This window comes from Bacillus sp. TH17 (assembly GCF_016651125.1).
Classification (GTDB): Bacteria; Bacillota; Bacilli; order Bacillales; family Bacillaceae_G; genus Bacillus_A; species Bacillus_A mycoides.
On record NZ_JAEKEN010000001.1, the window covers coordinates 3,975,002 to 3,986,763 of the forward strand.

The following is an 11,762-nucleotide window of genomic DNA, read 5'->3' on the forward strand; positions in this document are numbered from 1 at the left end:
GCTAGTACAACTAGCTCATCCTCTCACATAACCGAAAAAAATTATATATTTCATTATTACTATTGACAATGATAATGATTTTCATTATCATTTAATGTATATGAGTTCTTGAAAATAAAGGCTACATTTATAGGAGGAATAAACATGATTATTGTTACAAATACAACTAAAATTACAAAGGGAAATGGCCATAAATTAATTGAGCGTTTTAATAAAGTGGGTAAAGTCGAAACAATGTCAGGATTTTTAGGATTAGAAGTTCTTTTAACGCAAAATACAGTTGATTATGATGAAGTAACAATTAGCACTCGCTGGAATGCAAAAGAAGATTTCCAAGGTTGGACAAAGAGCTCAGCATTTAAAGATGCTCACTCACATCAAGGCGGGATGCCAGACTATATTCTTGATAATAAAATTGCTTACTATGATGTAAAAGTTGTACGTATGCCAATGGCTGCAGCACAGTAAGCATATTTCTTTTTAAAGTATAGAATATGAAGAGTGTTACCACTTCTCATATTCTATACTTTTTTATTTAATGTCTTTTTACTAGTTTCGCATGTACTACTAATCTTCCCGCTTCTGGATCAAGTGCATAGTCACACGTCGAGAGTGTTACGATTTGATCACTTTCTGTCACTTTTGTATCCGTTTTGTACAGCGATTTTTCTTGAATTTTCTCCAAAAATGATGTGTATTCCGTATCACTACTAAAATCCGTTTCAATGTAATAAAAATCAGTTGTTGTTGTATACGCCGAAAACACTTCAAGATCATATCCTTCAAATAATGTATCGTAATATAATTTACGATGCGACATGAAGAAATCTTCATCCAACATTTTCTTTAAACTTCCAAACATAGAACCATCTTTCATACGGTGACCATATAAAATAGTATTTCGATTTTGAGATTTCACATCATTACGATAGTCCATAAAAATGCTTCCTGCTCTCATATCTTCACCTTTATAATTTCGAAATAAATAGTAATCATTGTCTTTTGCTTGAACGATTGGATAATTAATTTGTGTATCATCCATCGTAATCCATCCAACTATTTCTTGGTTAATTTGCTGCAGAACTTTGAACTGTTTACGTACTTCCCCGTCTTGTGATTGCTCTTCCATCGGACTTTTTTCATAAATGTTTTGTGCTTCGGCCATTACTTTACGATTTTCATAGTAATCCATGAAAATATCACCTAATTCATATACTGAATAGAAAAAGGTACCTAAAAAAACAACTGTAAGTATTCGTTGAAAAAAAGAATTCTTCTTCCTTTCTTTTTTGCTACTCAAATTATCACCTCAAAACGGATTGTTCGCATGTTTAAATACCCATTGGGACCATATACAATCCTGTATCTTCATCTTGCTTTACAACGACATCTACACCGTATATCGTCTTTATCATACTTTCTGTCACAACATCATTCGGCTTGCCTTTTGTAACAATTTCGCCGTCTTTCATAACAATGATATGATCACTATAGCGAATCGCCTGATTAATATCGTGTAATACCATAACGATTGTCAATCCTTGTGCTTCATTTAATTCTTTTACTAACTCTAATATTTCAAGTTGATAATAAATATCTAAATATGTTGTCGGTTCATCTAAAAAGAGCATTGGCGTCTTCTGAGCTAACGTCATGGCAATCCAAACACGCTGTCTTTCTCCACCAGATAAAGCATGAATTTCCTTATCACGTTTACTTAGCAAATTCGTACATGCTAAAGCCCTTTCTATTGCTTCTCTATCTTCATCAGTTTGCGAAGAAAATATATTTTTATGAGGCATACGGCCAAAGCTTGTTAATTTCTCTACCGTCATATCTGCCGGTGCTTCATTTTGTTGATGGACAACGGCTAACTTTCTAGCAAACTCTTTCGGTTTATATTGGCTAATTGCCTTCCCATCAAGTATTACCTCTCCACTACGAGGATCGTGATTTCTTGACATCACACCAAGTAATGTTGATTTCCCGCAACCGTTTGGTCCAATAATTGTTGTAATTTTACCAATCTCTATTTCACTACTAACCGACTTTAATCGATCCGTTACATTATCGTACGAAAAGGTTACATTTTTAATTTCCATGAACTTTATCACTCTTTCTAAGCAAGAATATTAAGAATGGGCCACCAATAACTGCCATAATCGTCGCTGCTGGAATTTCGTTAGGTGGCACAATTAACCTTCCAATCGTATCCGCCGTCAAAATTAATAACGCCCCTGCAAGAGCAGAAAATGGAATTAATGCTTTATGGTCTGAACCAACTAGTTGTCTTGAAATGTGCGGAACGAGTAATCCTACGAAAGCGATAACACCTGCAATTGCTGTTGATACTGCCGCTAAGAGTACTGCAATGGCAGAAATAATAAGACGAACTCTCGTCACGTGCAAGCCTAAGTTTTTTGCAGTCTTATCCTGTAGAGATAATAAGTTACACCAAGCTCCGACAAACAGTGCAAGAATAAGACCAATTGTTCCATAAGTAACCATTATTTCTACATCGCCCCACGTCTTCATCGTTATATTAGAAGTCGTCGTTTGCTTAATACTCTTAATGAAGTATCCACAAATCGTAATGAACGATTCATTTAATCCAGTGAACATCGCATTAATGGCAATACCAATTAAAATAATGCGAAGCGGACTTAATCCTGATTTCCATGAAAACGAATAAACGAGATAACACGCAAACGCACCACCTAGAAAGGCGAATACCGGCGTCCAGAAAAAGAATTGCGGGAATAGCGTAATAATAACAAGTGTCATAAAACTTGCTCCTGAAGATATCCCGATTACCCCAGCATCAGCAAGTGGATTTTTCATGACAGCTTGGAAGAGCACGCCCGAAACAGCAAGAGCTGCTCCAGTAAATAGTGCAATAATAATACGTGGGAAACGTAAATCTTTAATCACTTCAACATCTTCATTTGCCCCTGTAAATATTCCTTGTACAAGGTCAATAATACCTACTTCTAAACTACCTTTCGTCGCTGACAACAAAGTCATAATGATGAGTAATACAGTAACAATAAAGAAACTCCAAAATTTTTTATTCATGCTAATCTTCCTTTATATTAAAATGCATCACGGATACATCATTTTTTTCAATTCATCTAGCGCTTCAGTCGCTGCTAAATTTCCTGTCGTTCCAAATAAACGCTCTTCTAAATCGTAAACACGATTATTTTTAACTGCAGCGAAGTGTTTCCAAATATCATTTGTTTTAAATTCTTTATCAAACATTTTTACAACTTCATCAGGCATACCATGTGCCGCTCGTAAAATAATGTCTGGATCAGCTTTTTTTAAATACTCTGTATTAGAAGCTAAATACTCTACTTGTTCACCTTGTACAATGTTTTTACCACCTAATTGTTTCACTAAATCTCCAATATAAGAATGCTCTGTTGCTACTAAATAACTCCCCGGTACACCTAATAAAATAAGCACTGTCGGTTCTTTCTTTCCCTTTACTGCTTTTTGAATCTCTGCAACCTTGTTATCTAACTTAGTTACAGCTGCTTCAGCCTGCTTTTCACGTCCATATTGCTTACCTAAATTACTAATGGAATTTTGCATATTTTTTAAACTTGTTAGATCTAAAAAGTTTGCTTTCATACCTACACCATCAAAAACTGGCTTTAATTCATATTCAAGTGTTGTCACGGATAATACTTCTGACGGCTTTAATGATTTTACCTTTTCCATATCAGGACTCATCGGATTCCCAACTTCAGGTAAACCTTTATATCTCTTTGGTAAATCTTTAGTACTTGTTGGTACACCAATTAAATCTACTTCTAACGCATCCATAATTTCAGTAACAGCAACTGTCGTTGCGACAATCCTCTCTTTACCCTCACTCTTTACCTGCTTCGCTGTTTCTTTTTTGGGCGCCTGGCATCCAGCTATACTCACTAATAAAATGATAGCCATTAGTACACTTACAATTTTCTTCACTCTTAATCACCACTCCTTTCCAAACAATATGAAACAAGTCTTGATGCATGCAAACATGCATCAAGACTCCAAAAATTACAATCTACCTGCTCTATATTTACGAACTAGTAAAGCAAGTGACCCAAGCAATAGCACCATGTATAAACCTAGTTGTGCTGTATCTGCCGTTTTTGAGTTTTTCTCTTTTTTCGAATCATTTTTTTGATCTTCTTTTTTCTTCTTATCATCTGCATTTCGGTTAAAATCAGGATTATCTACTTTTTTTACATTATCTACTTTCGGTGTAATCACTGGATTGTTCGGATCATTTTTTGGATCTTTTTTTGGATCCTCTTTAATAGTCCCTAACGCACCAATATTATTTGTATCAAATTGAATTTGGACATCGTAGAAGTGGTGGTAGTTCATCTCATCAATGTCTACTTTCACTTTTGCATTTAATTTTTTAAATAAATCTTCTACTTCAAATTGTACTACTCGCGTATTTGCATTTTTATCTTCACTTACTACTTTTGCATCAGCCAAAAGACTATTGTTTTCTGTTTGGAATTTCGTAATCCACGCACTATTTTTCAGCGTCATCTCAATGTACTTTTTACCATCTTTAACGATTAATTTTGCTGGATTTACAGTATAGTCATGCATCTTTGAAAGTTCTTCTGTTTTGTCTTTTAACACTTTAAATGTAATATCATATTGACCATCTACTAAATTTTTCGGATCAACTATTACTTTCGGTGTATTATTTCCACCTTGGTTATCATTTCCGCCTTGGTTATCGTTTCCACCTTGGTTATCGTTTCCACCTTGGTTATCGTTTCCACCTTGGTTATCGTTTCCACCTTGGTTATCGTTTCCACCTTGGTTATCGTTTCCACCTTGGTTATCGTTTCCACCTTGGTTATCGTTTCCACCTTGGTTCCCTAAAGCTTTGATACTATCTTGATCAAATACAAATTGAACATCGTAGAAATGGTGATAATTCATTGAATCAATATCTACTTTTACTTTTGCATTTAATTTTTTAGACAAATCATTTACTTCTACTTCTACTACTCTTGTATTTTGCTCTTTATTTTCACTTAATACTTTTGCATTAACGAGCGAGCCATTCTTCTCAAAATCAAACTTTGTAATCCATGTACTATTTGTTAATGTAAACGATACATATTTCTTACCATCTTTTACTTTCAATACACCTGGGCTTTTTGTGTATGTATTCATCATTGATATTTCTTCTGTTTGATTTTTTAATACTTTAAAGCCAATGCTGTATTCACCGTCTTTAAGAGCGTTTGGATCAATTGTTGTATTATTGCCTTGGTTGTCGTTTCCGCCTTGGTTGTTGTTTCCACCTTGGTTGTCGTTTTCGCCTTGGTTGTCGTTTCCGCCTTGGTTATCATTTCCGCCTTGGTTGTCGTTTCCGCCTTGGTTGTCGTTTCCACCTTGGTTATCATTTCCGCCTTGGTTGTCGTTTCCACCTTGGTTATCATTTCCGCCTTGGTTGTCATTTCCGCCTTGGTTGTCGTTTCCGCCTTGGTTATCTAACGGTTTAATGCTATCTTTATCAAATGCAAATTGAATATCATAGAAATGATGATAATTCATTGAATCGATGTCGACTTTTACTTTTGCGTTCAATTTTTTCGATAAATCTGCTACTTCCACTTCCACTACACGCGTATCAGCTTTCGTATCTTCACTCAATACACTCGCATCAACAAACGAACCATTTTTATCAAATTCAAACTTTGTAATCCAAGCGCTATTCGTTAATGTGAATGATACATATTTTTTACCATCTTTCACTTTTAACACGCCTGGACTCTTTGTATACGTGTTCATCATTGAAATTTCTTCTGTTTGATCTTTTAAAGCTTTGAAATTGATACTGTATTCACCATCTTTAATTGTTTCAGCATCTGGATTTTCTACTTCCGGTTTCTCTACTTCTGGTTTCTCTACTTCTGGTTTTTCTACTTCTGGTTTCTCTACTTCTGGTTTTTCTACTTCTGGTTTTTCTACTTCTGGTTTCTCTACTTCTGGTTTTTCTACTTCTGGTTTCTCTTCATTTTTAATTTCTTCAAGCTTATCTTGTTCAAATAAAAGTTGCACATCATGTGTTTGCTTATAGTTTCTTGATGCCATTTCGATAAATACTTTTGTATTTAGTTTTTTAGATAAGTCGTTTACTTCAAACTCTACTACTCTTGTATCTTTTTCTTTATCTTCACTCACTACTTTTGCATCAACAAACGCACCATCTTTTTCCGTTTGGAAATTTTTAATTAATGAGCTACTTTTTAGTGTTACAATTGCTTTTTTCTTACCATTTTCTACTTTTAATAACCCTGGATTTACCATGTAAGTATTCATCTTAGATTCTTCATCTGTTTGATCTTTTAACACTTTAAACGGAACGCTGTACTCACCATCTTTAATTGTTTCAGTATCTGGTTTTTCTACTTCCGGTTGTTTCTCTTCATTTTTAATTTGTTCAAGTTTATCTTGTTCAAATAAAAGTTGTACATTATGTGTTTGCTTGTAACCTTGTGATGCCACTTCAATAAATACTTTTGTATTTAGTTTTTTAGATAAATCGTCTACTTCAAATTCTACGACTCTTGTATCTTTTTCTTTATCTTCACTCACTACTTTTGCATCAGCAAATGCACCATCTTTTTCCGTTTGGAAATTTTTAATTAAGGAGCTATTTTTTAGCGTTACAATTGCTTTTTTCTTACCGTTTTCTACTTTTAATACCCCTGGATTTACCATGTAAGTATTCATCTTAGATTCTTCATCTGTTTGATCTTTTAACACTTTAAATGGAATGCTGTACTCTCCATCTTTAATTGTGTTAGAATTTGGTTGTTGATCTGGGTCAGGCTTTTGGTCGGGCTTCTGACTCGGATCCGGATTTTCATTTGGATCTGGCTTATTAGCTGGGTCCTCTTTTTCATTTGGTTGTTCTACATGAATCGGTGTAATACTATTTTGATCAAATGCAATACGCACATCATAGTCATGATGATAATTTAAAAAATCAATGTCTACTTTTACTTTCGCATTTAATACCTTCTCTACATCGTCCACATCAAATTCTACGACTCTTGTATCTTTTTCTTGATCTTCACTAATTACATTTGTCGCAATAAACTGACCACTTTTTTCCGTTTCAAACTTTGTAATCCATGAACTATGTTCTAACGTAAAGGATACTTTCTTTTTCCCATTCTTCACTTTTAAAGTTCCTGGACTTACAGAGTATTGATTCATCATGGATTCTTCATCTGATGTGTCTTTAAGAACTTTGAAACCGATTGAATATTCACCGTCAGCTAGTTGACTAGCAGCTTGAACTGCAAGGGGTTGTAGCGTTGATACGAATGTGAAAATCGTTAGAAACATTGCAACAACAATTTTAAAATACCTGTTCAATAGAATGACTCTCCTTTTTAAAAAATTTCCAATTATTTAATGCTGTTCCCATCAAATACAAAACGAATATCATATGAAGCGTTATAATTAATAATTGGGATGTTAATTTTCACCTTTCCTTTTAGTTTTTCTGACAAGTCAGCTACTTCAAATTCTACTACTCTAGTATTCTCTTTTTTGTTTTCACTTAAGACTGTTGTTTCTAAAAATTGACCATCTTTTTCTACTTGGAAACTTTTAATAGAAACACTATCTTTCACTTTCAATGAAACGTATTGTTTTCCATTTTTAACTGTTAATGTTGCTGGACTTTCAAAATAACTATTCATTCTAGATGATTCATCTTTATCGCCTTTCCATACAGTAAAAGCAATATTATATTTTCCATCAGCTAGTTGTGTAGCAGCTTTTGCATCTTGTAACCCTAGTGTTGCTATAAACGTAAATAAGGCAGCAAATACGGCAATAATCATTTTAAATTGTTTAAACATATATTCATCGCCCTTCCAAAGATTTATTTACCTAACTTCACTTTACGAACTAAGAAAACACCTGAAATAAGAAGTAATGCTGCAAATAATCCGATACGTGCTTCATCACTTGTTTTTGGGTTATCTGTTTTTTCAGCTTTCCCACTTTCATTTGTTCCTTTATTTACATCTTTGTTTGTTTCTTTGTTTGTTTCTTTGTTTGTTTCTTTGTTTGTTTCTTTGTTTGTTTCTTTGTTTGTTTCTTTGTTTGTTTCTTTGCTCTCTTCTTTCTTCACTTCTTCTTTTACTTGTGTATTTTTTTGAGTTTGATCTTCATTTTTTGTTGCAGCAGTTTCCTTATTCTCTCCACCTACTGCTTTTACATTTGCATCAAACGCAAAGCGAATTGTGTAGTTATGGTCATAATTTACGTTCGGTACAACAACATGAATTTTTACAGCTGCTGGTTTAGATAAGTCGTCTATTTTAAACTCTACAGTTCTTTTATCTGCAGATTCATCTTTACTAACAACTTTTGCATCAACAAAGTTCCCGTTCTCTGGTGCTTTAAATTCTGTAATCCAAGCACTATGATTCATAGGAATTTGTACTCTCATCTCACCATTTTTTACAATTAACTTAGCTGGTTTTTCAAAATAATCATTTGCCATTGAAGCTGAATCATTTTCTGCTTTTTGTATGACATAGTTAATATCGTAAGTACCGTCAGCTACATTTGCCGAAGCTTGTCCGAATGGCACTACGAGAAAAGCTAGCATACATACGAATGTCATAATAAAAGCGGGTAATACCGAAAACTTTCTCATTTACCTTACTGCCTCCTTGTTTTTCTTTTTTTGAAAATGATAATTATTCTCAATATATAAGAAAAAAATAATCTTTCTATCTCTATTTTATAACGAGTAACACTATGTAGTTAGAAATATATTGATTATCATTCTCATTGATAGACAAAAAAATAATCCCACCAATTTTTCCTATAAGAATAAACATAAAACTCTTTCATCATTTTATTGATTATCATTCTCAACGAATTTCAAAAAAATAAACCGCCTAATTCTATCGTTCTATCACCTCTTCTTACAAAAATGATATAGTCATAGAAAACCTCTTCCCTTCCAATATTTCCACAACTAAGTCAATCTTAGCCTACTGGTAATTTTTTTGTCAACTATATTACGTATAAAATTTTTAATATCTGAATTCTTCTATATATAGTTTTTCTACAAAAAAAGAGGCTTTCTTTTAAAGAAAGCCTCTTTCCCTTATTTTTCTACAGCAATTTCTTGCTTTTGAAATAAAGAAACTACATATCCAATTGCAATTCCAATGATACCCGGAACTAGCCAACCAATCCCTACACTATATAATGGAATTTTATCTAAAATAGGAGCAAGGGCCGCTACTTGAAGATTTGCATTATGCAATCCATCAAAGAAGCTAATTGCAAATGCGCCTACAATACCGCCTACATACATAGCTAATGGAAGACGAATATAGTTTTCAACAAGTGATAATACGATCAGTACGATACCAATTGGGTAAATTGCAATTAAAATCGGCAATGCTAATGCGTTTAACTGAGTTAAACCAAGATTTGCTACCATAAATGCTAATACAGAGAAAATAAAAATGACTTTTTGATAAGAAAGCTTTGGTAATAACGAAGAAAAATATTCTCCACAAGCTGCTACAATACCGACAGAAGTTGTTAAGCATGCTGCTGTAATTGCGATACCTAGTAATAATGTTCCGTAGCTACCAAATAAATGATTCACGACGTTTGTTAAAATAATTCCGCCGTTTGCTCCCATTCCAAGTGAAACACTTGAAGCTCCAAGGTAAGCAAGTGCTAAATAAACAAGAAGTAAGCCAAGTGCTGCAATAAATCCTGCAAAGATTGTTACTTTCGCAATACTGTTCTTATTTGTAATGCCTTTTGCTTTTAAAGCATTGATCACAACATTTCCGAAAACAAGTGCTGCAAGTCCATCTAAAGTTAAATATCCATCAATAAAACCTTTAAAGAGTGGGGCACTATACGCTTCTGTAGGGGCACCAAACTCTCCCATTGGAGTCATAATTGCTTTCGCTACAATAATTGCAATAACAGCTAATAAAATTGGAGTTAACACTTTACCAATGCGCCCCACTAATTTCGATGGGTTTAATGCTAAATAGAAAGTTACTGCAAAGAAAATAAATGTAAAGATAACAAGTGGATAGGATTGACCAGCTATCTCACTTGGTAAAAACGGTGCAACACTCATTTCATAAGCAACAGTCCCTGTACGTGGCACACTAACAAATACGCCTAAACATAAATAAATTGCAGTAATGAAAATTAGCGCGAATACAGGATGTACACGTCTTGCTAATTCATTAATATCTCCCTTTAGAGCTATAACAATAACTCCTAATAAAGGCAGTCCTACACCTGTTACGATAAAGCCAAATAACGCGATCCATACATCTGTTCCAGCACCTTGCCCTAACGCTGGTGGGAAAATCATATTACCGGCACCGAAAAACAGTGCAAATAACATTAAGCTTATTGCAAACATCTCAGAAAACTTTAAAGATGACTTCATTTCTACTACCTCCTAATTATTTTATTGACAAAATATTCTGAATTAAAATCCGTCACATATCCTCTTTCAAGCATACTTCCCCGTAAAAGAACGCAAAAAACACCCGTCCCTAACAAAGGGACGAGTGTTGAAATCGTGGTTCCACCCTTATTCTAATAAAATGAATTTATAACGAAATAAGCTCATTTTATAGCTCGTGTAAATTGATAACGGTTTTATCCGCCAAGAATTACAATGCATCTGCAGTTCACTCTTGAAGTTTAGAGGTGGTAAGTTTGTCTTTCCGTATTAGGAAGCTCACAGCCTAAGGCTTCCCTCTCTGAGAATCGTCAAAAACAACTCATGTCCTCATCATTACTTTTATAAAATATGTTGTCGAAACTTGTTGTTTTTTTATTATATGGGCTATTTTTTAAAAAATCAATAGTTTTATTTTTTCTGACAAAAAAATATAGGGAGAAAACTTTCCTCCCTATAACTGCCCTATTAATATTTCTAATTCTTTAGGTGTAATGTCTCGCCATTTTCCAGCTTCAAGCTCATTTAGCTCTATATTCATAATGCGTACTCGCTTTAGCTTTGTTACAGTAAATCCGAAAGCACGACTCATTCTACGAATTTGCCTATTCATTCCTTGCGTTAAAACGATGCGGAATGTAGACTGATTAACTCTCGTCACTTTACATGGCTTCGTCATTCCATCTTTAATCTTTACACCGCTGGACATCTCATCAATAAACCAATCTGTAAACGGCTTATCAACAGTGACAACATATTCTTTCTCATGCTCATGATCACCGTGCAAAATTTGATTCGCAATCGCACCGTCATTCGTTAATAAGATGAGTCCTTCCGATGCTTTATCTAATCGTCCAACAGGAAAGATTCGTTCTGGATAATCGATATAATCAATAATATTATCTTCAATATGTTCAGCTGCTGTACAAGTAATTCCGACTGGTTTATGGAAGGCAATATACACCTTTTCTTTCTCTTCTTTTACAATAACTTGCCCATCAATCGTTACAATATCACCTTCATTAACGAGTGCACCGTGCGTACATACTTCACCGTTAATACAGGCACGTCCTGCTTTAATGAGACGGTCTGTTTCACGTCTTGAGCAGGATTTTGCTTCGCTTATGTATTGGTTGATTTTCATGTTTTGTTCCTTTTCTTATAGATTAAAAGCGTCAATCCATGGCGATATCATTATGCCAAGATTGACGCTCCTTTACTTCGCAAAAACAACTAAATAAAT

At 34.2% G+C, this 11,762-nt stretch carries 10 protein-coding genes and 1 other annotated feature; of the genes, 1 reads left to right on the forward strand and 9 read right to left on the reverse strand.

What is annotated here, in order from left to right; genetic code table 11:
• The first annotated feature begins 144 nt into the window (after window positions 1-144).
• Window positions 145-468: a heme oxygenase gene (gene isdG / locus JFT95_RS20355; protein WP_002015426.1), complete on the forward strand. Its 324-nt coding sequence runs from the start codon at window positions 145-147 to the stop codon at window positions 466-468.
• Between the two features lie 67 nt (window positions 469-535).
• On the opposite strand, the gene srtB is transcribed toward isdG, so the two are convergent.
• From srtB to JFT95_RS20400, 9 genes are all read right to left on the reverse strand, one after another.
• Window positions 536-1,300, reverse strand: a complete 765-nt coding sequence (gene srtB / locus JFT95_RS20360; protein WP_201053093.1) for a class B sortase — start codon at window positions 1,298-1,300, stop codon at window positions 536-538.
• Between the two features lie 31 nt (window positions 1,301-1,331).
• Complete coding sequence (locus JFT95_RS20365; RefSeq protein ID WP_002088890.1) at window positions 1,332-2,102, reverse strand: ABC transporter ATP-binding protein; 771 nt, start codon at window positions 2,100-2,102, stop codon at window positions 1,332-1,334.
• Window positions 2,092-3,075 carry a FecCD family ABC transporter permease gene (locus JFT95_RS20370; RefSeq protein ID WP_002034255.1) on the reverse strand — a complete coding sequence of 328 codons (984 nt, stop codon included), beginning with the start codon at window positions 3,073-3,075 and terminating at the stop codon, window positions 2,092-2,094. The genes JFT95_RS20365 and JFT95_RS20370 overlap by 11 nt, the downstream gene beginning before the upstream one ends.
• A gap of 27 nt (window positions 3,076-3,102) precedes the next feature.
• Window positions 3,103-3,978 (reverse strand): heme ABC transporter substrate-binding protein IsdE, encoded by an 876-nt coding sequence (gene isdE / locus JFT95_RS20375; protein ID WP_002034254.1) that lies wholly within the window; start codon window positions 3,976-3,978, stop codon window positions 3,103-3,105.
• 75 nt (window positions 3,979-4,053) lie between these two features.
• Window positions 4,054-7,419, reverse strand: a complete 3,366-nt coding sequence (locus JFT95_RS20380) for an NEAT domain-containing protein (protein WP_201053094.1) — start codon at window positions 7,417-7,419, stop codon at window positions 4,054-4,056.
• Between the two features lie 32 nt (window positions 7,420-7,451).
• A complete protein-coding gene (locus tag JFT95_RS20385) occupies window positions 7,452-7,910 on the reverse strand; it encodes an NEAT domain-containing protein (RefSeq protein WP_201053095.1) in 459 nt (152 codons plus the stop codon).
• Window positions 7,911-7,933: 23 nt separating this feature from the next.
• Entirely contained in the window at window positions 7,934-8,716 is a 783-nt protein-coding gene (gene isdC / locus JFT95_RS20390; RefSeq protein WP_201053096.1) for a heme uptake protein IsdC, read from the reverse strand.
• Window positions 8,717-9,175: 459 nt separating this feature from the next.
• A complete protein-coding gene (brnQ6, locus tag JFT95_RS20395; protein WP_002184862.1) occupies window positions 9,176-10,501 on the reverse strand; it encodes a branched-chain amino acid transport system II carrier protein BrnQ6 in 1,326 nt (441 codons plus the stop codon).
• A gap of 113 nt (window positions 10,502-10,614) precedes the next feature.
• Window positions 10,615-10,865 (reverse strand) — a binding site (T-box leader).
• Window positions 10,866-10,973: 108 nt separating this feature from the next.
• Window positions 10,974-11,663, reverse strand: coding sequence for a 23S rRNA pseudouridine(2604) synthase RluF (locus JFT95_RS20400; RefSeq protein ID WP_033731387.1), 690 nt, complete (start codon window positions 11,661-11,663; stop codon window positions 10,974-10,976).
• Window positions 11,664-11,762: the final 99 nt, after the last annotated feature.

What these genes read in the sequence shown, in the direction of transcription:
- brnQ6 (WP_002184862.1), bottom strand. Translation starts at nt 10,501, where the DNA reads ATGAAGTCATCTTTAAAGTTTTCTGAGATGTTTGCAATAAGCTTAATG.
- isdG (WP_002015426.1), top strand. Translation starts at nt 145, where the DNA reads ATGATTATTGTTACAAATACAACTAAAATTACAAAGGGAAATGGCCAT.
- JFT95_RS20370 (WP_002034255.1), bottom strand. Translation starts at nt 3,075, where the DNA reads ATGAATAAAAAATTTTGGAGTTTCTTTATTGTTACTGTATTACTCATC.
- JFT95_RS20365 (WP_002088890.1), bottom strand. Translation starts at nt 2,102, where the DNA reads ATGGAAATTAAAAATGTAACCTTTTCGTACGATAATGTAACGGATCGA.
- JFT95_RS20400 (WP_033731387.1), bottom strand. Translation starts at nt 11,663, where the DNA reads ATGAAAATCAACCAATACATAAGCGAAGCAAAATCCTGCTCAAGACGT.
- isdC (WP_201053096.1), bottom strand. Translation starts at nt 8,716, where the DNA reads ATGAGAAAGTTTTCGGTATTACCCGCTTTTATTATGACATTCGTATGT.
- JFT95_RS20385 (WP_201053095.1), bottom strand. Translation starts at nt 7,910, where the DNA reads ATGTTTAAACAATTTAAAATGATTATTGCCGTATTTGCTGCCTTATTT.